Annotated in this window: 17 protein-coding genes; 7 read left to right on the forward strand and 10 right to left on the reverse strand. The window is 53.7% G+C overall.

Annotated features, from left to right (window positions below; all coding sequences use genetic code 11):
• Positions 1-81: 81 nt before the first annotated feature.
• The 4 genes from pabA to ppiA all read right to left on the reverse strand — a co-directional run bounded on the left by pabA (position 82) and on the right by ppiA (position 2,117).
• Positions 82-645, reverse strand: a complete 564-nt coding sequence (gene pabA / locus NAZ64_RS09475) for an aminodeoxychorismate synthase component 2 (protein WP_220569599.1) — start codon at positions 643-645, stop codon at positions 82-84.
• A 31-nt stretch (positions 646-676) separates the two neighbouring features.
• Positions 677-1,279, reverse strand: a complete 603-nt coding sequence (locus NAZ64_RS09480; protein ID WP_001280665.1) for a putative adenosine monophosphate-protein transferase Fic — start codon at positions 1,277-1,279, stop codon at positions 677-679.
• Positions 1,269-1,436, reverse strand: coding sequence for a YhfG family protein (locus NAZ64_RS09485; protein WP_001519136.1), 168 nt, complete (start codon positions 1,434-1,436; stop codon positions 1,269-1,271). Before NAZ64_RS09485 ends, NAZ64_RS09480 begins: the two co-directional genes overlap by 11 nt.
• 108 nt (positions 1,437-1,544) lie before the next feature.
• Complete coding sequence (gene ppiA / locus NAZ64_RS09490; protein ID WP_000920478.1) at positions 1,545-2,117, reverse strand: peptidylprolyl isomerase A; 573 nt, start codon at positions 2,115-2,117, stop codon at positions 1,545-1,547.
• Between the two features lie 276 nt (positions 2,118-2,393).
• Between ppiA and tsgA the strand changes: the two genes are divergently transcribed.
• From tsgA to NAZ64_RS09525, 7 genes are all read left to right on the forward strand, one after another.
• A complete protein-coding gene (gene tsgA, locus NAZ64_RS09495; protein ID WP_000185267.1) occupies positions 2,394-3,575 on the forward strand; it encodes an MFS transporter TsgA in 1,182 nt (393 codons plus the stop codon).
• A gap of 260 nt (positions 3,576-3,835) precedes the next feature.
• A complete protein-coding gene (gene nirB, locus NAZ64_RS09500; RefSeq protein ID WP_023217974.1) occupies positions 3,836-6,379 on the forward strand; it encodes an NADPH-nitrite reductase large subunit in 2,544 nt (847 codons plus the stop codon).
• The gene (gene nirD / locus NAZ64_RS09505) at positions 6,376-6,702 is read left to right on the forward strand and encodes a nitrite reductase small subunit NirD (RefSeq protein ID WP_000084814.1); all 327 of its coding nucleotides are present in this window, start codon (positions 6,376-6,378) and stop codon (positions 6,700-6,702) included. The genes nirB and nirD overlap by 4 nt, the downstream gene beginning before the upstream one ends.
• Before the next feature lie 194 nt (positions 6,703-6,896).
• Positions 6,897-7,706, forward strand: a complete 810-nt coding sequence (nirC, locus tag NAZ64_RS09510; protein ID WP_076935744.1) for a nitrite transporter NirC — start codon at positions 6,897-6,899, stop codon at positions 7,704-7,706.
• A gap of 11 nt (positions 7,707-7,717) precedes the next feature.
• Positions 7,718-9,091 carry a siroheme synthase CysG gene (gene cysG / locus NAZ64_RS09515; RefSeq protein WP_076935747.1) on the forward strand — a complete coding sequence of 458 codons (1,374 nt, stop codon included), beginning with the start codon at positions 7,718-7,720 and terminating at the stop codon, positions 9,089-9,091.
• Positions 9,092-9,428: 337 nt separating this feature from the next.
• Entirely contained in the window at positions 9,429-15,335 is a 5,907-nt protein-coding gene (locus tag NAZ64_RS09520; protein ID WP_220569598.1) for a BigA/YdbA N-terminal beta-barrel domain-containing protein, read from the forward strand.
• A 193-nt stretch (positions 15,336-15,528) separates the two neighbouring features.
• Entirely contained in the window at positions 15,529-15,699 is a 171-nt protein-coding gene (locus tag NAZ64_RS09525; protein ID WP_000472323.1) for a YhfL family protein, read from the forward strand.
• Between the two features lie 144 nt (positions 15,700-15,843).
• On the opposite strand, the gene trpS is transcribed toward NAZ64_RS09525, so the two are convergent.
• The 6 genes from trpS to aroB form a co-directional block, all read right to left on the reverse strand.
• Positions 15,844-16,848, reverse strand: coding sequence for a tryptophan--tRNA ligase (gene trpS, locus NAZ64_RS09530; RefSeq protein WP_000165562.1), 1,005 nt, complete (start codon positions 16,846-16,848; stop codon positions 15,844-15,846).
• Positions 16,841-17,599 carry a phosphoglycolate phosphatase gene (gene gph, locus NAZ64_RS09535; RefSeq protein WP_079944570.1) on the reverse strand — a complete coding sequence of 253 codons (759 nt, stop codon included), beginning with the start codon at positions 17,597-17,599 and terminating at the stop codon, positions 16,841-16,843. The genes trpS and gph overlap by 8 nt, the downstream gene beginning before the upstream one ends.
• Entirely contained in the window at positions 17,592-18,269 is a 678-nt protein-coding gene (gene rpe, locus NAZ64_RS09540; protein WP_000816287.1) for a ribulose-phosphate 3-epimerase, read from the reverse strand. Before rpe ends, gph begins: the two co-directional genes overlap by 8 nt.
• Positions 18,270-18,286: 17 nt before the next feature.
• The gene (gene dam / locus NAZ64_RS09545) at positions 18,287-19,123 is read right to left on the reverse strand and encodes an adenine-specific DNA-methyltransferase (protein ID WP_000742132.1); all 837 of its coding nucleotides are present in this window, start codon (positions 19,121-19,123) and stop codon (positions 18,287-18,289) included.
• 180 nt (positions 19,124-19,303) lie between these two features.
• Positions 19,304-20,581 (reverse strand): cell division protein DamX, encoded by a 1,278-nt coding sequence (damX, locus tag NAZ64_RS09550; RefSeq protein ID WP_220569597.1) that lies wholly within the window; start codon positions 20,579-20,581, stop codon positions 19,304-19,306.
• 97 nt (positions 20,582-20,678) lie between these two features.
• Positions 20,679-21,767, reverse strand: a complete 1,089-nt coding sequence (gene aroB, locus NAZ64_RS09555; protein ID WP_000439820.1) for a 3-dehydroquinate synthase — start codon at positions 21,765-21,767, stop codon at positions 20,679-20,681.
• Positions 21,768-21,780: the final 13 nt, after the last annotated feature.

Genomic DNA, 21,780 nt, shown 5'->3' on the forward strand with positions numbered 1-21,780 from the left:
TTACCACCCGGTTAAGTAGAAATGCCAGTGAAATTATAATCACAAAATATGAATAAAAAATCACTCAATAGCAACCACAAATCAACGCCGGAGGAAATTTTCCAGCAGAGCGTGTCCTTGTTCGCTGAGAATACTTTCCGGGTGGAACTGCACGCCTTCCAGATCCCACTCGCGGTGGCGAATGCCCATAATCTCCTGCGTTTCGCTCCAGGCGGTGATCTCAAAACACTCAGGCAACGTGGCAGGGTCGACAATCAGCGAGTGGTAACGTGTCACGGTTAACGGGCTGGGCAATCCCCGAAACACGCCCTGTCCATTATGCGTAATAGGTGACGTTTTACCGTGCATCACTTTCGCTGCCCGCACCACCGACGCGCCAAAGGCCTGCGCCATCGCCTGATGACCCAGGCAAACGCCCAGCATCGGAATACGTCCGGCATAATGGCGGATGACCTCCAGTGAAATGCCAGCGTCATTCGGCGTACAGGGGCCAGGAGAGATAACGATTTTTTGCGGGTTCAAAGCGTCAATGTGCGCCAGCGTCAGCGCATCATTGCGCCGGACCTGCACTTCCGCGCCCAGTTCACAAAAATACTGGTAGAGGTTCCAGGTAAAGGAATCATAGTTATCGATAAGCAGGATCATGGCGGCTCCGGGTGAGTAGAACCGCACTATTTTACTCAGTTTCGCGAGCTTCGCTTATCGCTTTCTGAAAAATCGCCTGCAAAGCGGAGAGATCGCCCATCGCGCCGCTCTGGTTCGCCTGCTTCCATGTTTCAACCGCAATACCTTGCCAACTCAGCGCGTAGCCTGCATGTAGCGCCAGCTGTTCAAAGAAGATGCGCTGCGCCAGCCCGCTCCCCAAACGAAACGGATGAAGCACGTTAATTTCACAGTAGTAATGCGCCAGCCGCTCGACAAACTTCTCGTGCGCCAGACCGACCAGATAGCCCTCTTCTTCCAGATCCTGCATCAGAGCATTGCCCTCTTTTTCGATATAGGCAAAGTGGCAAAAACGGGTATCGCCCTGGTAAATATCGACCTCCCGCAGTTGCCCTGCCCAGTCGAAAATATCCTGATAGAGCTGGCGATGAATCGCGCACAGATGAGGCAAGCCGCGTATCAGCGGCCCCAGTTCAATCGTGGCGGCACGGAGCGCGGTCATTTCATATGCCGCTTGCGCCAGTCGCTGGGCCTGATGAATCCCCAGCCGATTACGCATCACATTCAGCCCCGGATAGAGGTACGGATCGCGCCCTTCGCCAAATTTATCGCTCATAGTGCCTCCGAAGCTCGTCAAGACGTGCCAGCGCTTCATCGGCGGTCAGAGTTACTAAAGGGATCTCAATACCTTCGAGACGGCGGCTTTGCTGGAAGTTAACGTTGCGCCTCTGTTCCCAAAAGCGTGACTTTTGTTTATCGGTAAGTTTCTTCACCGGGCCTCCCTGAATATGTCTGTGCTTGACCACAAGTATAAGCAGCAATTTCAGGTTACGCTGAGACAGGGAGAAAACGCGGGCGGCTCGCGCCCGCGCAGGCATGTTTTATGGCAGGACTTTCGCGGAAAGGATAACGACTGGTTTTGTCGGCACATTCTGATAAGGCCCGACATCGTGCGTCGGTACCTGCGAGATTTTATCGGCGACATCCATACCTTTTACCACTTTACCAAATACCGCATAGCCAAAGTCGCGCTGGCCGTGGTCGAGAAAAGCGTTATCCGCGACGTTAATAAAGAACTGGCTGGTGGCGCTGTCTTTATCTGCGGTGCGCGCCATCGCGATCGTGCCGCGAGTATTACGCAGACCGTTGTCGGCTTCATTCTTAATCGGCGGATTCGGTTTCTTCTGCTGCATCTGCTCGTTAAAACCACCGCCCTGAATCATAAAGCCAGGAATAACGCGGTGAAACGTAGTGTTGTTATAGAAACCACTGTTGACGTAATCGACAAAGTTTTTCACAGAAACCGGCGCTTTCTGGCTGTTCAGCTCCAGCTCAATATTCCCGGCGGAGGTGGTTAACAGCACATGAGGATCGCCTTTTGCTGCCAACGCTGCGGGAGAAAGAGCAGAAAGAGCGAAAACAGCTGCGACAGCCGCCAGAGTCGATTTGAGCATGAGATTTCCTTAAAGAGAGCAGAAATAAAGCAAGTGGAATGATTTTAAAGAGCCTTCCTGGGCCAGGCCAGCCCTTTACCTAATTTTACGTATATGAAACAAATGTAACGTTACGACGCAACGCCGTATTCTTGCAATATGATGTGACAAACATCACATTAAAAAATGCAATGAACATTACTATCACTAATAATTATTTAAATGCATCACAAAAGCGCCTAAAATCTGCCCGCTTAACGCGCCCTCCACGCGCTTCACTTCTCTTCAAGGCCAGACATGACTAACAGCAACCGCATCAAGCTCACATGGATCAGCTTTCTTTCCTACGCCCTGACCGGGGCGCTGGTGATTGTCACCGGGATGGTGATGGGAAATATTGCAGACTATTTTCAGCTGCCCGTTTCCAGCATGAGTAATACCTTTACTTTCCTGAACGCCGGGATTTTGATCTCGATCTTCCTCAACGCGTGGTTGATGGAAATCATCCCGCTGAAAACACAGCTACGCTTTGGTTTTATCCTGATGGTGCTGGCGGTGGCCGGGCTGATGTTCAGCCACAGCCTGGCGTTGTTCTCAGCGGCGATGTTTGTGCTGGGGCTGGTCAGCGGGATCACCATGTCGATTGGCACCTTCCTGATTACGCAACTGTATGAAGGGCGTCAGCGCGGTTCCCGACTGCTGTTTACCGACTCCTTCTTCAGCATGGCGGGGATGATTTTTCCTATGGTCGCCGCCTTCCTGCTGGCGCGTAGTATTGAGTGGTACTGGGTCTACGCCTGCATCGGCCTGGTCTACCTGGCGATTTTCATCCTGACCTTCGGCTGTGAATTTCCGGCGCTGGGTAAACATGCGCAGCACTCTCAGGCGCCTGTCGTCAAAGAAAAATGGGGCATTGGCGTACTGTTTCTCGCCGTCGCCGCGCTGTGCTATATCCTTGGCCAGTTGGGCTTTATCTCCTGGGTGCCGGAATACGCCAAAGGCCTCGGCATGAGCCTGAATGACGCCGGGGCGCTGGTGAGTGATTTCTGGATGTCCTATATGTTCGGCATGTGGGCGTTCAGCTTTATCCTGCGCTTTTTCGATCTGCAACGCATTCTGACCGTACTGGCGGGTATGGCGGCGGTACTGATGTATCTGTTTATTACCGGCACGCAGGCGCATATGCCGTGGTTTATTCTGACGCTGGGCTTCTTCTCCAGCGCCATTTATACCTCCATCATTACGCTGGGATCGCAGCAAACGAAAGTGGCCTCGCCTAAGCTGGTTAACTTTATTCTGACCTGCGGCACCATAGGAACGATGCTGACCTTCGTCGTCACCGGCCCGATTGTGGCGCACAGCGGCCCACAGGCGGCGTTACTCACCGCGAATGGTCTGTATGCGGTGGTCTTTGTGATGTGCTTTGCGCTCGGCTTTGTATCCCGTCATCGTCAGCATAGCGCGCCGGCTACGCATTGATAATCATTGCCGGATGGCGACGTCGCCCTCCGGCACTCTATCCCCTCCTGACGGGGTAGGCCTGTTGGTCTAAAAACCCCTCATTTTGTATGTTATTTGTACAAACCTGAAAAGCCTGACAATTCCGCCACTTATAAAAATCCAGACAAATCAGCCATATACCCATTAAGAGGTATATAAAGGTGAATTTGATTTACATCAATAAGCGGGGTTGCTGAATCGTTAAGGTAGGCGGTAATAGAAAAGAAATCGAGGCAAAAATGAGCAAAGTCAGACTCGCTATTATCGGTAATGGTATGGTCGGCCACCGCTTTATTGAGGATCTCCTTGATAAATCCGACGCTAGCCTGTTCGACATTACCGTGTTCTGTGAAGAACCCCGTAAAGCCTATGACCGTGTCCACCTGTCATCCTACTTCTCTCACCACACCGCGGAAGAGCTCTCTCTGGTGCGTGAAGGATTTTACGAGAAGCACGGCGTGAAGGTACTGGTTGGCGAACGCGCAATTACCATTAACCGTCAGGAGAAAGTGATTCACTCCAGCGCGGGTCGTACCGTTTATTATGACAAGTTGATCATGGCGACCGGTTCATATCCGTGGATTCCGCCGATTAAAGGCTCCGAAACCCAGGATTGCTTCGTTTACCGTACCATTGAAGACCTCAACGCTATCGAAGCCTGCGCCCGTCGCAGCAAGCGCGGGGCGGTGGTCGGCGGCGGTCTGCTGGGGCTGGAAGCCGCTGGCGCGCTGAAAAACCTCGGCGTGGAAACGCACGTCATTGAATTTGCGCCAATGCTGATGGCAGAACAGCTCGATCAGATGGGCGGCGAGCAGCTACGTCGCAAGATCGAAAGCATGGGCGTGCGTGTACACACCAGTAAAAACACGCAAGAGATTGTTCAGCAGGGTAACGAAGCGCGTAAGACTATGCGTTTTGCCGACGGCAGCGAGCTGGAAGTCGATTTTATCGTCTTCTCTACCGGTATTCGCCCCCGCGACAAGCTGGCTACCCAGTGCGGTCTGGCCGTCGCGCAGCGCGGCGGGATCGTGATTAACGACACCTGTCAGACGTCCGACCCGGATATCTACGCTATCGGCGAGTGCGCCAGTTGGAACAACCGCGTTTACGGTCTGGTCGCACCGGGCTATAAAATGGCCCAGGTTGCCGTTGACCATATCCTCGGCAGTGAAAACGCCTTTGAAGGGGCGGACCTCAGCGCCAAGCTGAAGCTGCTGGGCGTGGACGTCGGCGGCATCGGCGACGCGCATGGCCGCACGCCGGGCGCGCGTAGCTACGTTTACCTCGATGAAAGCAAAGAAGTCTACAAACGTCTTATTGTCAGCGAAGATAACAAAACGCTGCTCGGCGCAGTACTGGTCGGCGACACCAGCGATTACGGCAATTTGCTGCAACTGGTACTGAATGCCATCGAACTGCCGGAAAACCCGGATTCGCTGATCCTGCCGTCGCACGCGAGCAGTGGTAAACCCGCTATCGGCGTGGATAAACTGCCGGACAGCGCGCAGATCTGCTCCTGCTTCGATGTGACTAAAGGCGATCTGATCGCCGCTATCAATAAAGGCTGCCATACCGTGGCGGCGCTGAAAGCGGAAACCAAAGCCGGCACCGGCTGCGGCGGCTGCATTCCGCTGGTGACGCAGGTACTGAACGCCGAACTGGCGAAACAGGGTATTGAAGTCAACAACAACCTGTGCGAGCACTTTGCTTATTCTCGTCAGGAACTGTTCCACTTAATCCGCGTGGAAGGCATTAAAACCTTTGAAGAACTGCTGGCGAAACACGGTAAAGGCTACGGCTGCGAAGTGTGTAAGCCGACCGTCGGTTCGCTGCTGGCGTCGTGCTGGAACGAATACATCCTCAAACCGCAGCACACGCCGCTACAGGATACTAACGACAACTTCCTGGCGAATATCCAGAAAGACGGTACTTACTCGGTGATCCCGCGCTCCGCTGGCGGTGAAATCACCCCGGAAGGTCTGGTGGCCGTGGGTCGTATCGCCCGCGAGTTTAACCTCTATACCAAAATTACCGGTTCTCAGCGTATCGGTCTGTTTGGCGCGCAAAAAGACGATCTGCCGGAAATCTGGCGTCAACTGATTGAAGCGGGCTTCGAAACCGGTCACGCGTACGCCAAAGCGCTGCGGATGGCGAAAACCTGCGTCGGCAGCACCTGGTGCCGCTACGGCGTGGGCGACAGCGTCGGTTTCGGCGTCGAGCTGGAAAACCGCTACAAAGGCATTCGTACCCCGCACAAAATGAAATTCGGCGTCTCCGGCTGTACCCGTGAATGTGCGGAAGCTCAGGGTAAAGATGTCGGCATTATCGCCACTGAGAAAGGCTGGAACCTGTACGTCTGCGGTAACGGCGGCATGAAACCGCGTCATGCGGATCTGCTGGCAGCCGATCTCGATCGCGATACGCTGATCAAGTACCTCGACCGCTTTATGATGTTCTACATCCGTACCGCCGATAAGCTGACGCGTACCGCGCCATGGCTGGATAACCTGGAAGGCGGCATCGAGTATCTGAAATCGGTCATCATCGACGATAAGCTGGGCCTGAACGAACATCTGGAAGAAGAGATGGCGCGCCTGCGCGCAGCGGTGGTCTGCGAGTGGACAGAAACCGTTAACACCCCATCCGCACAGGTTCGCTTTAAGCACTTCATCAACAGCGACAAACGCGACCCAAATGTCCAGGTCGTCCCGGAACGTGAACAGCATCGACCGGCCACGCCGTATGAACGTATCCCGGTCACTCTGGTGGAGGAAAACGCATGAGCCAGTGGCAAAACATCTGCAAAATCGATGACATCCTGCCGGGAACCGGCGTCTGCGCGCTGTCAGGCGGCGAACAGGTGGCGATTTTCCGTCCTTACCATAGCGATCAGGTGTTCGCGATCAGCAACATCGACCCGTTCTTTGAGGCCAGCGTGCTGTCTCGTGGGCTGATTGCGGAACACCAGGGCGAACTGTGGGTCGCCAGCCCGCTGAAGAAACAGCGCTTTCGTTTAAGCGACGGTCTGTGCATGGAAGACGAACAGTTTTCTGTGAAACATTACGACGCGCGGGTAAAAGATGGCGTGGTGCAGTTGCGCGGTTAATTATTTTTGGGAGGCGCAACGCCTCCCCTTTTTTGTATTTTTTTCATTTTAATTGTTATCACAAAATCATTTGTACTGCATCGCGGCGGCAACTGAGCAAATCCCCAGGAGCATAGTTCACTATGTGACTGGGGTGAGCGAGGGCAGCCAACAAAGAGGCAGTGCAAAGGATGAAGTGAGAAAAGGATAATCAAATGTTTACAGACACTATCAATAAGTGTGCGGCTAACGCTGCGCGCATCGCACGCCTGTCGGCGAATAATCCGCTCGGCTTCTGGATCAGTTCGGCAATGGCCGGGGCTTATGTCGGTCTCGGCATTATTCTTATTTTCACCCTCGGCAATCTGCTCGACCCGTCCGTGCGTCCTTTGGTGATGGGAGCGACCTTCGGTATCGCCTTAACACTGGTGATTATTGCCGGTTCCGAACTGTTTACCGGCCACACCATGTTCCTGACGCTGGGCGTCAAAGCTGGCACCATCAGCCACGGTCAAATGTGGGCTATCCTGCCGCAAACCTGGCTTGGCAACCTGGTCGGCTCCGTCTTTGTCGCTCTGCTTTACAGCTGGGGCGGCGGCAGTTTGTTGCCGGTCGATACCAGCATCGTTCACTCAGTCGCGTTGGCGAAAACCACCGCGCCCGCCACGGTACTGTTCTTCAAAGGCGCGCTGTGTAACTGGCTGGTTTGTCTGGCAATCTGGATGGCGATCCGCACCGAAGGCACGGCGAAATTTCTTGCTATCTGGTGGTGCCTGCTGGCGTTTATCGCTTCCGGCTACGAGCACTCCGTCGCGAATATGACGCTGTTCGCCCTCTCCTGGTTTGGTCATCACAGCGACGCTTATACCCTGTCCGGAATCGGACACAACCTGTTATGGGTCACTCTGGGTAATACTTTGTCCGGCGTCGTGTTCATGGGATTGGGTTATTGGTATGCTACGCCGAAATCGGAGCGTCCTGTTCCGCAAAAAACCAACCAAATTAAGGTTACAGCCAACCATTAAGGGGTAATGTCGTGGACCATTTGCCTATATTTTGTCAATTACGCGACCGCGACTGTCTGATCGTCGGCGGTGGCGATGTCGCAGAACGCAAAGCACGGTTATTGCTGGAAGCAGGCGCACGTTTAACGGTCAATGCGCTCACCTTTATTCCACAGTTCACCGTATGGGCAAATGAAGGCATGTTGACTCTGGTTGAGGGACCGTTCGACGAAACGCTTCTCGACTCGTGTTGGCTGGCGATCGCGGCCACCGACGACGATACCGTCAACCAGCGCGTCAGCGAGGCGGCGGAGTCACGCCGTATCTTCTGCAACGTGGTGGATGCGCCGAAAGCCGCCAGCTTTATCATGCCCTCCATTATTGACCGCTCGCCGCTGATGGTCGCCGTCTCCTCGGGCGGCACTTCCCCGGTGCTGGCGCGTCTGCTGCGCGAGAAACTGGAATCGCTGCTGCCGCAGCATCTGGGGCAGGTCGCGCGCTATGCCGGGCAACTCCGCGCCCGAGTGAAAAAGCAGTTTGCCACGATGGGCGAACGTCGTCGCTTCTGGGAAAAATTTTTCGTCAATGACCGGCTGGCGCAGTCGCTGGCGAATGCCGATGAGAAAGCGGTTAACGCGGCAACCGAGCACCTGTTTAGCGAACCGCTGGATCACCGTGGCGAAGTCGTGCTGGTCGGTGCCGGGCCGGGCGATGCCGGACTGCTGACGCTGAAAGGATTACAACAAATCCAACAGGCGGATATCGTGGTTTACGATCGCCTCGTCTCCGACGACATTATGAACCTGGTACGCCGCGATGCCGATCGGGTCTTTGTGGGGAAACGCGCGGGTTATCACTGCGTCCCACAGGAGGAAATCAACCAGATCCTGCTACGTGAAGCGCAAAAAGGTAAACGCGTGGTACGCCTGAAAGGCGGCGATCCCTTTATCTTTGGTCGCGGCGGCGAAGAGCTGGAAACGCTGTGCCATGCCGGTATTCCTTTCTCGGTAGTGCCGGGGATTACCGCGGCTTCCGGCTGCTCCGCCTACTCCGGTATTCCGCTAACCCACCGCGATTACGCACAGAGCGTACGTCTGGTCACCGGTCACCTGAAAACCGGCGGCGAGCTGGACTGGGAAAACCTGGCGGCAGAAAAACAGACGCTGGTGTTCTACATGGGGCTTAATCAGGCAGCGACTATCCAGGAAAAACTGATCGCATTCGGTATGCAGGCCGATATGCCGGTTGCGCTGGTAGAAAATGGTACCTCCGTGAAGCAACGCGTCGTCCACGGTGTGCTGACGCAGCTCGGTGAATTAGCGCAACAGGTTGAAAGCCCGGCGCTGATTATCGTTGGCCGGGTCGTTGGCTTACGCGATAAATTAAATTGGTTCTCTAATCATTAATTAAAATAAAGCCCTGTTATTCAGGGCTTTATTTTACAACCACTCGTAATCTCAAATTATTTTTACTTAAAAGTTAATTAAGCAATCCATTTTAAATACACCAGGCGAATTTAAATAGTAACAATATTGCGTAAAAAGCCTTTCATTCGTCAAATTCACCCCTTATTCATTCACTCAACAAATAATATCGTTAAGCATTCAATTTGACCTGACCTGGTTATCGGGTGATAAAATAAACACTAAAGCATAATTTTTCTTCTGGCCGTTTCATCACTGCCCGTATCTCTATCTGCATATATTTAGTACGCAAGGAAAATATTAATTAAGGATGAACCCTATGCAAAAGAAAAAAATTATTTCTATCGCTATCGCTATCGCGCTACAAAGTTATTACATTCCGGCCATCGCCGCAGAAAATAACGATGATGAAAAAGAATGTCCCAGTAATATCTCCTCCCTGCCTAAAGAAAAACGCGCAAAACTCTCACCGACCTGCCTTGCTACTTTACCTGAAAATGATAATCACTGGGGCTGGGTTGCTGGCGGCGTTGCTGCACTGGTCGCAGGTGTGGCTATTGGCGTTGAAAATAACGGTGGCGGAGATTCCACTCATTCTTATACCCCCCCTACGCCCGACAATGGAGGCAACGTCACTCCGCCCGACGATGGCGGCGATGATGATGTAACCCCACCCGACGATAGCGGCGATGACAATGTAACCCCGCCTGACGATAGCGGCGATGACGATGTGACCCCGCCCGACGATGGCGGCGACGATGATGTAACCCCACCCGACGATAGCGGCGATGACGATGTGACCCCGCCCGACGATAGCGGCGATGACGATGTGACCCCACCCGATGATAGCGGCGATGACGATGTGACCCCGCCTGATGATAGCGGCGATGACGATGTGACCCCGCCTGACGATAGCGGCGATGACGATGTGACCCCGCCTGATGATAGCGGCGATGACGATGTGACCCCGCCTGACGATAGCGGCGATGACGACGACACGCCCACAGATAATTCTGTTACTACCTTCAGCAACGGCGTCACCATCGATAAAGGCAAAGACACCCTGGCCTTCGATAGCTTCAAACTGGATAACAGCAGCGTTCTCGAGGGCGCCGTGTGGGGTTATTCAAAACAGGATGACCAGTGGCAGCTCACCACCCCGGACGGTAAAACTCTGAACGTCACCGGCTGGGACGTGACCGACGCCAATGCCGCCGTGATTGAAGGCACCCAGGAAAACGGTCTCTACTGGAAGTACGACAGCCGGGGCTATCTGATCCTTGCCGACGATAAAACCACAGTTATCAGCGGCGATGACCAATCGAATACCTCCGCTCGCGGCATGGATATCAGCGGCCAGGGTCGCACCGGCGTGATTATTTCCGGCGATCGAACCGTCAACACGCTCACCGGGGACTCCAGTGTGGCCGACGGTGCCACCGGCATGGTTATCTCCGGCGAAGGCACCACCAACACCATTTCGGGCCACTCAACGGTGGACAACGCCACCGGCGCTCTGATTTCCGGCAGCGGCACTACCACCGATTTCTCCGGTGACATTACCGTGAGCGGCGGCGGCACCGCCATCATCATCGACGGCGACAACGCCACGATTAAAAATACCGGTACTTCTAACATCAGCGGCGCAGGCTCCACTGGCACCGTCATTGACGGCAATAACGCCCGCGTCAACAACGACGGTGATATGACCATCACCGACGGCGGTACCGGCGGTCATATTATCGGCGACAACGTGGTTATCGATAACGCCGGGAGCACCATCGTCAACGGCGCGGACTCTACGGCGCTGTATATCGATGGCGACAACGCGCTCGTTATCAACGAAGGTAATCAGACTATCTCCGACGGCGCCATCGGTACGCAAATTGACGGCGACGACGCCCATATCGCCAATACCGGCGATATCACGGTGGATGGCGCGGACTCTGCCGCCGTAGTTATCAATGGCGACAACGGCAACCTGACCCAGGCGGGTGATCTGCTGGTCACCGACAGCGCGATGGGTATCGTCACCAACGGCACCGGAAATGAAGCAAAAAATACCGGCAACGCCACCGTGCGCGATGATAATTCCGTGGGTTTTGTGGTCGCAGGGAAACAAAATACCCTCAAAAATAAAGGGAATATCGACGTTAGCCTGAATGGTACAGGTGCGCTGGTGAGCGGTCATACGTCACAGGTGATGCTGGATGGCGATATTAACGTTATTTCCGCGCAGGACAGCGATGGCGTATTCCGTGGCGCGACGGGCGTAAACGTGGGCGGCGACAGCAACACCGTAGATATCACCGGCAATGTGAATATGAGCGCTGAGTACGAACTGGATTCTCTGATCGCCAGCGATACCCCGCTAACCGGTGTCGTCGTCAGCGGCACCAACAATGAGATCACCCTGAATGGCGCACTTGGCATCAACGTCAACGATCTGTCGACAGTCAGTGAACAGTATCTGGACGTTATCGGCCTGAACGTTATAGGCGATGGCAACAACGTGGATATCAGCGGCGGTATCAACATTACCCATAACGAAAGTCCGAACGGAGACACCGTCACCGTCACGGGTATCAATATCGACGGCAACAGCGAAGTCACGCTGAGCGGCCATTCTACGGTGGATACGGCCACAGTAGTAGGCGGCAATGTCATACTGGCGCGAGTCAACAACGGCGGTTCCCTGATACTGGATGACGATTCAGCTATTGATATTAATGCCGATTATGTTAACACCAGCGCTTACACCAGCAATGCGCTATTAATCGCGGACGGCGAAGATTCATCTATTAAAAGCCAGGCCGATATCACAAGCTTCGGCGTGTACTCGATTATGCGCGCCGACAATGGCGCAGATATCAGCAATAGCGGAAATATTCTCATCTATGCAACCAGTAACAGCGGCGGCGATGACCGTACCGCCGTTACCCGCGCCGACGGCACGGGTGCAATGATTCATAACCAGTCTGGCGGCGATATCACTATCATATCCGACCAGCAACCGGTAAAGGTTAGCGGCATGGGCGCATACCCGGTGAAATGGTACTCCCACACCTTCTACGCAATGCTGGCGACAGGAAAAGGCGGTGGTGACGTCATTAACGATAAAGGCGCAACCATCCATTTACAGGGCGCAGGCGTGTATGGCGTTAGCGCCAGTAAAGGAACGGCGTTAAACGAAGGCGATATTTATCTGGACGGCTTTGTCCCGACGCTGGATGACGAAAACAACATCACCAGTACAAGTTACTGGTCACCATCGCAGCTGTATCTCACCAGTTCAGGCATGGTTGCAGGCTCAACAGACGGTGATGGCGACGCCACGGCCACCAATACCGGTACCATTAACGTTAATAACGCCGGGTTCGGTATGATGGCGCTCAACGGCGGCACCGCCATTAACCAGGGCATCATTAATCTCACCGCCGATGAAGGCGTCACCAAAACCGATGACAATCAACTGGTGGGCATGGCAGCGCTCAACGGCGGGCTCGTCATCAACGATACCACCGGTATTATTAATATTGACGCAGATTATGGTAAGCCTTTCCTGACTGACAGCAGCAGCACCGTGGTTAACTACGGCACCGTGTGTTTTGACAGTGACTGCCAGAGCAGCGACGAATATAACCCAACGGATGCCTATATTAGCCTGGCGATGTTTGACGGGGTCATCGCGGAGACGGGCGAAACGGTTAATCTCCCCCAGGATATGGTTATTCTGGGGAATGTATCCAATAAAGGAACGGTTAATGATTACCAGATCGTTATTAAAAATAGTGACGGTATTCTGACCAATAATGCATCCGGCATAATTAACAGTACCGTCACCATTAATGGCGGCACACTGGATAATAAAGGCACCGTCGTAAATACAGTGACACTCAACAGCGGTATACTGGATAACGAAGGCACCGTAAATGCAGTAACGCTCAACGGCGGCACCTTCAATAACGAAGGAACCGCTGATGCTCATATTGCAGTAAATAATGGTACGTTTAATAATCTTGCCGGGGGTAACGTTAACCGCAGCGCCACGCTCAGCAACTATGCGGTTGTGAACAACAACGGCACCTGGCAGCTGGGTTATCAGGGGGAAGGCTCCGATAAGAGCACGCTGGATCTTAATCAAAGCTCGGTGTTTAACAACAGCGGCGAATTTATTATTGATAATACCCAAAACGCGGTAAACATGCGTGGTGCAAGTACATTTTACAACACGGGCCATATGCAGTTAACTACATCGGCCTATAATGGCGCAATAAACGTCTGGAATGGTTCAGGTCATTTCATTAACGATGGTGTTGTGGACGCCACCACAAAATCGGTATTTGCCAGCGGCGGTAACGCCAACGGCGATTACGATTCCTTCTTCTGGAACCAGACGAACGGCGTTATAAATTATGATCTTGATGGCGGAGCCGTAGTCAAAATCGCCCACAGCAACTTCGTGGCACAAAACGACGGTACCATGAACGTTAGCGGCAATAACGCTTACGGCATGTACGGCAGCAAAAACGCGCAACTGGTCAATAACGGCACCATCAATCTGGGTACAAAAGGGACCACCGATACCGGCATGGTGGCCATGGCGCTGGATTCAGGCGCAACGGCTAGTGCGGTTATTGAGAACAACGGCATCATTAATATCTATGCCAGTGACTCTTATGCTTTCAGCGTGGCAGGCGCAGGGCATGTGGTCAATAACGGTACGGTCATCATTGACGATGGCGTAACGGGTTCCGGCCTGATCAAACAGGGCGACAGCGTCAACGTCGAAGGCATAAATGGTAATAACGGTAACGATACCGAAGTCCATTACACCGACTACCAGATACCAAACGATCCGGCGAATACCGTGGTTAACGCTTCCGGGAGCAGCGCTTCTTCCACCACCAACAACCTGTCCGGCTACGTGGTCGGCACCAGCGCCGACGGCAGCGCCGGTAAGCTTAAGGTCAGCAACGCCAGCATGAACGGCGTGGAAATCAACACCGGCTTTGCCGCAGGCACCGCCGACACCACCGTCAGCTTTGACAACGTGGTCGAAGGCAGCAACCTGTCTGACGCAGGCGCTATCCAGTCCACCACCGTGGTATGGAACGCCCAGGGAAGTACTGACAGCGACGGTAACATTGACGTCACGATGACCAAAAACGCCTATGCCGATGTGGCCACCGACGCCAGCGTTTCTGGCGTGGCGAGTGCGCTGGACGCCGGTTATACCAACAACGAGCTGTACACCAGCCTCAACGTGGGCACCACCGCCGAACTGAACAACGCCTTGAAACAGGTGAGCGGCGCTCAGGCAACCACCGTGTTCCGCGAAGCGCGCATCCTCAGTAACCGCTTCAACATGCTGGCCGACGCCGCCCCGCAGATGGGCAACGGCCTGGCGTTTAACGTGGTGGCGAAAGGCGACCCGCGCGCGGAGCTGGGCAACGACACCCAGTACGACATGCTGGCGCTGCGCCGGACGCTGGATTTGACCACAAGCCAGAATCTGACGCTGGAGTACGGTATTGCGCGTCTGGATGGCGACGGTTCGAAAACTGCGGGCGATAACGGCCTGACCGGTGGCTACAGTCAGTTCTTTGGTCTGAAGCACAGCATGGCGTTTGATGAAGGTCTGGCGTGGAACAACAGCCTGCGCTATGACGTCCACAACCTCGACAGCAGCCGTTTCGTCTCGTATGGCGATACCAACAAAGTGGCGGATTCCGACGTACGTCAGCAGTACCTTGAGTTCCGCAGCGAAGGGGCGAAAACCTTCACCCTGATGAGTGATACGCTGAAAGTCACGCCGTATGCCGGGGTGAAATTCCGTCACACGCTGGAAGATGGCTATAAAGAGCACAGCGCCGGAGATTTTAACCTGTCCATGAACTCTGGCAACGAAACGGCGGTAGACTCTATTGTCGGTCTGAAGCTGGATTACGCCGGGAAAGACGGCTGGAGCGCCACCGCTACCCTGGAAGGCGGCCCGAACCTGAGCTACAGCAAGAGCCAGCGTACAGCGTCATTACAGGGTGCGGCGGGTCAATCGTTCGGCATGGATGACGGTCAAAAAGGCGGCGGCGTTAATGGCCTGGCAACCATCGGCGTGAAATACAGCAGCAATGATACCGCGCTACATCTGGATGCGTACCAGTGGAAGGAAGACGGTATCAGCGATAAAGGCTTTATGCTTAACGTTAAGAAAACATTTCGTTAAATAAACGACATTATATAACACTAATACAGGCCGCTTATTATTAAGCGGCCTTTTTTAAATCAGATTTCCAGGTAAAGATGAAGTCCTTATTTGGACTACCTGCATGGTTTATTAATTGCTATCGTACTATACGCTAAATAGATCTTATATTTATTCCACCATTAGTGTTCGTTTTATCAACAAGGATTTTGACATGTTCAAATTTGTAAAAATTGCCGTTGTGGCAGGGGTTCTGGCAACGCTCACCGCCTGTACTGGTCATATCGAAAACAAAAAAAACAACTGCAGCTACGATTATTTGCTGCACCCTGCAATTTCTATTTCTAAAATTATTGGTGGTTGCGGCCCGGCTGCCGATCAATAATAGAAACGACTGCGCAGATACAAAAAAACCGGGATTTTCCCGGTTTTTTTACAGGTCTGATAAACGGTACGGCGCAGATGCCTTGTCCAACTTACGCTCGTTTGTAGGCCCGATAAGCTCGCGCCATCGGGCAAGCAATAACCCTTACGGTTTCGCCACAAAGCCAATGGCTTCGTAAACGGCTTTCAGCGTTTCGGCCGCACGTGCGCTGGCTTTTTCCGCCCCGTCTTTCATCACCTTCTGCAAGAACGCTTCGTCGTTGCGGAAACGGTGATAGCGCTCCTGCAACTCAGACAGCATTCCGGAAACCGCCTCCGCCACTTCGCCTTTCAAATGGCCATACATTTTACCTTCAAACTGTTTTTCCAGTTCAGGAATGCTCTGACCGGTCACGGCGGAAAGAATATCCAGCAGGTTAGAGACACCCGCTTTCTCTTTCACATCATAACGCACTACCGGCGGCTCGTCGGAGTCAGTGACCGCACGTTTGATTTTCTTCACTACCGATTTCGGATCTTCCAGCAGGCCGATCACGTTATTACGGTTATCGTCCGATTTGGACATTTTCTTCGTCGGCTCCAGCAGCGACATCACACGCGCGCCGGATTTTGGAATAAACGGTTCCGGTACTTTGAAAATATCGCCATACAGCCCGTTAAAACGCTGGGCGATATCGCGGCTCAGTTCCAGATGCTGCTTCTGATCTTCGCCTACCGGCACCAGATTGGTTTGGTACAACAGGATGTCTGCCGCCATCAACACCGGGTAATCAAACAGGCCGGCGTTAATGTTTTCCGCATAGCGCGCAGATTTATCTTTAAACTGCGTCATACGGCTCAGCTCGCCGAAATAGGTATAGCAGTTCAGCGCCCAGCCAAGCTGCGCATGTTCCGGCACATGGGACTGAACGAAAATAGTGCTCTTTTCAGGATCAATACCACATGCCAGGTACAGCGCCAGCGTATCCAGCGTCGCTTTACGTAGCTGCTGCGCGTCCTGACGCACGGTAATAGCATGTTGGTCTACGATGCAATAGATGCAATGATAGTCATCCTGCATGTTTACCCACTGACGCAATGCCCCCATATAGTTGCCAATGGTCAATTCACCTGAGGGCTGTGCGCCACTAAAAACGATGGGCTTAGTCATTTTTTATTTCCTGGTTATCGCTATGCGGAAGCCCAAGTGCGGGCAAAAGATCGTTAAAACTGTCATAAATGACGTCCGGCTCGCTAAGAGCGATCACTTCGCCATAATTGTAGCCGTATGTCAGGCCAACCGAAGGGCAACCCGCCGCTTTTGCAGCCTGAATATCATTACGCGAATCGCCGACAAAAAGCATCTGCTCCGGCATCATGCCCAGTCGGCTTGCCACCAGCAACAGCGGCTCCGGATGCGGCTTCTTATTTTGCACATCATCGCCGCCGATAACCACACTAAAGTATTTGGCGATATCAAGCGATTCCAGCAACGGCGCGACGAACGGCGTCGGTTTGTTGGTCACCAAACCTAATGACAATCCGCTGGCGTGCAGCGCGCCCAGCGTGTCGGCGACATGCGGAAATAAAAAGGTGCCTTCTTCCGCCACTTCGCCATAATACCTGTCGAACAGTTTACGCAGAATGCGTACCTGTTCCTCGGCAGGAATATCTTCATCAACGGGCGGTTTCCCCATCGTCTTACGCAGCGTGGCGCGCTCCTCGCGAGCCCAGGTCAGCGCGCGTTCCATCAATACGTCTGCGCCGTTACCAATCCAGGTAATCACGCGCTGCTCGCCCGCGACCGGCAGTTCCAGCGCATACAGCGCCATATCCACCGCCGCGGCAAGACCCGGCGCGCTATCCACCAGCGTACCGTCAAGATCAAAGGCGACGCCCCGAATATTCTGCAACTTATCCATGAGTTACCTTTGCCAGCTCACTGCGCATTTCATCAATCACTTTTTTGTAGTCGGGTTTATCGAAAATTGCCGACCCCGCAACAAACATGTCCGCACCTGCTGCGGCGATCTCGCCGATATTGTTCACCTTCACGCCGCCGTCCACTTCCAGGCGAATGTCGTAACCGGAGGCATCAATGCGGCGACGCACTTCGCGCAGTTTATCCAGCGTCTGCGGAATAAAAGACTGGCCGCCAAAGCCTGGGTTCACGGACATCAGCAGGATCACATCCAGTTTGTCCATGACGTAATCGAGATAACTGAGCGACGTTGCCGGGTTGAATACCAGCCCCGCTTTACAGCCGTGTTCTTTAATCAACTGTAGCGTGCGGTCAACATGTTCGGAGGCTTCCGGGTGAAAAGTAATGATGCTCGCGCCAGCGGCGGCAAAGTCGGGCACGATACGGTCGACTGGCTTGACCATCAGGTGGACATCAATAGGCGCGGTAATACCGTATTGACGCAGGGATTTCAGCACCATCGGGCCGATAGTCAGGTTCGGCACATAGTGATTATCCATGACGTCAAAGTGTACAACATCAGCACCGGCAGCCAGCGCTTTGGCGGTGTCTTCACCCAGGCGAGCAAAATCAGCCGACAGAATTGAGGGGGCAATCAAATACTGTTTCATCCGCTTCTCCTTGAGAATTATTTTCTTGCAGGCGTTGCGACTCCTGGTTGGTACAGAGCCAGCAGTTCGTCCACCTTTTTACGTGTGCCGCCGTTGCTGCTTATACTGCGTCTAACTTTGACGACATGCAATTTTGCGAGTTGATACCACTCGCGTGTGAGCGCCGTATCATGGTTGGAAATGAGCACCGGTATCCGGTTACTGACCAGATTCTCAGCGATTTCCGCCAAATGCGCTTGTTGCGTCAGGCTAAAACTATTGGTGTGATACGCTGTGAAGTTAGCCGTGGCGGACAACGGCGCATAAGGCGGATCGCAATAGACCACCGACGACTTGTCCGCACGCGCCATACTGTCTGCGTATGACTCACAGTAAAAGAACGCATTCTGCGCTTTTTCTGCAAAGTGGTACAACTCCGCTTCCGGGAAGTAAGGTCTTTTATAACGACCAAACGGTACATTAAATTCCCCGCGCAAGTTATAGCGACAGAGTCCGTTATAACCGTAGCGGTTCAGATATAAAAACAGTACCGCCCGACGAAAGGGGTCCTGGCAGGTGTTGAACTCCTCACGGAGTTGGTAATAGACCTCAGCCTGGTTAGTTTCAGGCATAAACAGCTCGCGCGAAGCCTGTACGTACTCGTCAGTACGTAACTTCACGATGTTATAGAGGCTAATAAGGTCGCTGTTGATATCGGCGAGGATATAACGAGAAAAGTCGGTGTTAAGAAACACCGATCCGGCACCCACAAAAGGTTCGACAAGGCACTCGCCTTTTGGCAAATGTCGTTTGATATCATCAAGCAGAGGGTATTTTCCCCCTGCCCACTTCAAAAAAGCGCGATTTTTTTTCATGCTGACTAACTAATTACACCTTCTCCGGCTGTGGAGAAAGCTCCGACAGCATCCTGCGCTTTAGGCTGTGCCGCGTTGCTTTACGGCGCATTTGACGGTAGCAAATGCGCCCCTCGCGCCTGTCCTGAACAAAAATAGCTGTCAGCGACACTCACAGGCAATTGCAGGACACAGCCTGGATTATTTCAGATCGGCCTGAACCTGATGCAACGGTTTTGCCCACGGGTTTTTCGCCTGCACATCGGCAGGTAAGGTGGACACCGCACGTTTAGCATCTTCTTTCGAAGCATACATCCCCGTTACCAGCACATACCACGGTTGTCCATTACGCGTCGTCTCGTATACCACATAATTTTTCAGGTTCTCTTTCTTCGCCCAACCGTTCAGGTTGTCGTAATTTGAAGAACTACTGAGCTGCAATGTGTAGTGGCTGGATGGCGCGCTCTTTAACGCGCCAACGTTGCCGGCGCTTTTCCCGCCGCCTGCGACAGGCGTTGTCGAGGCTTGCGCTGGCTTCGCGGTTTGTACCGGCGCAGTGCTTGCCGTCGCTGTCGGCGCAGCCGTCGTGGTGGTCGCTTTCGGCGTCGCGGCTGGCGCTGCCGGTTCCGTGCGTTTCACTGGCGCGACCGGTTTCTTCGGTTCCGCAGTGGTGGTTTTCGCCGTGGTCTGCGGTTTCTTAGGTTCAATGACGGCCTGTTTACGTTCCGGACGCGTGGTATGACGCTCACCAGGTTCGCTAACCGCCGCCTGACGCGTCGTGCTGCCATTGCGAACTGGCGCGACGGTTGCAGGCTCTGTCGGCAACGTAGAGTTCACCGCAACATTGTTCATCTGCTCTGGATTCTGCGTCAGCGCATTATTCAGATCGCCCTGCACTTCCACGCGCTGCTGACCGTCAGCGACCACAGGCGATTGTCCCTGCGTCGGCGTTGAAGAAATCGGCGGCAAAGAAATATTCTGCGACGTATTGCCCGCGGTTTGTTCTGCGGAGGTGGCGCCCGGCGCAGGCTGGGTCGCATTCGCCTGATCGGCGGCGTTACCGGAAAGATCGATACTCTTTTCGCCAGAGGCCGACGGCTCGCTGGAAGACGTTGAGGGGGCTTTCAGCGCGGAGCCGATACCGATAATCAATAGCAGCAGCACCAGTACACCAACGCCCATCATCATGTACTGACGAGAGGCTGGCTTATGGGCCGCTTTTTTACGCTTACGTGGACGGCGTTCAACACGCTCTTCGTCCACCGTATCGTCTTCATCGGATTCGTACTCTTCTTCAACTTCAGGTTCTTCACTACGCGCTTTACGCGTACGCGTCGGACGGCGATCGTCGGCATCCAGATCAACGTCATCAAAGTTGATCTGCGGCTCATTATCGCGTTCTGAAGATTGACGAGAACGACCAGTACGACGATCGCTGGGATCGGGTTTCAGCTCGTCTTCTGGTTTGAATTCATCCATTTAACACCCCACTCAAAGGTTAATGCTTACGACATTGCACATAACCTGAAGCTAAAAGACTGACATCTACGCAATATCAGTCTGACCTTTCTTGTTGTTACGCCTGCTGACAGTCAGCAATCGCGCTAAGAACGACTTCGTGCGACACTCCGCCGCGCACTTCACTTTTCCCTATGGCCAGCGGAAGCACTAAACGCAGCTCCCCCGCTAACACTTTTTTATCTCGCAGCATGTGCGGCAAATAGTCCTGCGCGGACATCTCGCAAGGGCCATTGACTGGCAACCCGGCCCGTTCGAGTAGAGCGATGATGCGCTGCGTATCAGCAGAACTGAACTGCCCCAAACGCTCGGATGCGCGCGCAGCCATCACTATACCTGCGGCAACGGCTTCACCATGTAACCAATTGCCATATCCCATTTCCGCTTCAATGGCGTGGCCAAAGGTATGTCCAAGATTCAGTAAAGCACGTAAGCCCGCTTCACGCTCGTCGGCGGCAACAACTTCGGCTTTCAGCTCGCAACAACGACGAATACAGTACGCCATCGCCGGGCCGTCCAGACGCAATAGCGCATCCAGATTATCCTCAAGCCAGGTGAAGAAGTCTGCGTCGAGTATAATGCCGTATTTGATCACCTCTGCCAGTCCCGATGCCAGTTCGCGTGCGGGAAGCGTTTTCAGGCAATCAAGATCGACAACCACAGAAGCGGGTTGGTAAAACGCGCCAATCATGTTTTTGCCAAGGGGATGGTTGACGGCGGTTTTCCCGCCCACGGAAGAATCAACCTGCGACAGTAAGGTAGTTGGCACCTGGATGAAACGTACGCCTCGCTGGTAGCTGGCCGCCGCAAAACCGGTGAGATCGCCAATCACGCCGCCGCCAAGCGCGACCAGCGTGGTATCACGACCATGCGGTTTTTTCAGTAACGCCGTAAACACCGTATCCAGCACCGTCAGGCTCTTATACTGCTCGCCGTCAGGAAGAATCACGCTGTCTACGTTAACGCCCGCCCGTTCGAGTACGCCGCGAACCTTGTCCAGATAAAGCGGCGCCAGGGTTTCGTTGGTCACTAACATGACCTGATCGCCTGATTTCAGCGGCAAGAATGAAGCTGGTTCGTTAAACAAACCAGCCGCGATGGTGATCGGGTAACTACGTTCCCCGAGAGTGACTGTAATCCTCTCCATGACGCGACATCCA

It is taken from the genome of Salmonella sp. A1325 (assembly GCF_056991255.1).

Excerpts from the sequence above, each read along its gene's own strand:
- pabA (WP_220569599.1), bottom strand. The coding sequence starts at position 645 with ATGATCCTGCTTATCGATAACTATGATTCCTTTACCTGGAACCTCTAC.
- NAZ64_RS09480 (WP_001280665.1), bottom strand. The coding sequence starts at position 1,279 with ATGAGCGATAAATTTGGCGAAGGGCGCGATCCGTACCTCTATCCGGGG.
- ppiA (WP_000920478.1), bottom strand. The coding sequence starts at position 2,117 with ATGCTCAAATCGACTCTGGCGGCTGTCGCAGCTGTTTTCGCTCTTTCT.
- tsgA (WP_000185267.1), top strand. The coding sequence starts at position 2,394 with ATGACTAACAGCAACCGCATCAAGCTCACATGGATCAGCTTTCTTTCC.
- nirB (WP_023217974.1), top strand. The coding sequence starts at position 3,836 with ATGAGCAAAGTCAGACTCGCTATTATCGGTAATGGTATGGTCGGCCAC.
- nirD (WP_000084814.1), top strand. The coding sequence starts at position 6,376 with ATGAGCCAGTGGCAAAACATCTGCAAAATCGATGACATCCTGCCGGGA.
- nirC (WP_076935744.1), top strand. The coding sequence starts at position 6,897 with ATGTTTACAGACACTATCAATAAGTGTGCGGCTAACGCTGCGCGCATC.
- NAZ64_RS09520 (WP_220569598.1), top strand. The coding sequence starts at position 9,429 with ATGCAAAAGAAAAAAATTATTTCTATCGCTATCGCTATCGCGCTACAA.
- NAZ64_RS09525 (WP_000472323.1), top strand. The coding sequence starts at position 15,529 with ATGTTCAAATTTGTAAAAATTGCCGTTGTGGCAGGGGTTCTGGCAACG.
- trpS (WP_000165562.1), bottom strand. The coding sequence starts at position 16,848 with ATGACTAAGCCCATCGTTTTTAGTGGCGCACAGCCCTCAGGTGAATTG.
- gph (WP_079944570.1), bottom strand. The coding sequence starts at position 17,599 with ATGGATAAGTTGCAGAATATTCGGGGCGTCGCCTTTGATCTTGACGGT.
- rpe (WP_000816287.1), bottom strand. The coding sequence starts at position 18,269 with ATGAAACAGTATTTGATTGCCCCCTCAATTCTGTCGGCTGATTTTGCT.
- dam (WP_000742132.1), bottom strand. The coding sequence starts at position 19,123 with ATGAAAAAAAATCGCGCTTTTTTGAAGTGGGCAGGGGGAAAATACCCT.
- damX (WP_220569597.1), bottom strand. The coding sequence starts at position 20,581 with ATGGATGAATTCAAACCAGAAGACGAGCTGAAACCCGATCCCAGCGAT.
- aroB (WP_000439820.1), bottom strand. The coding sequence starts at position 21,767 with ATGGAGAGGATTACAGTCACTCTCGGGGAACGTAGTTACCCGATCACC.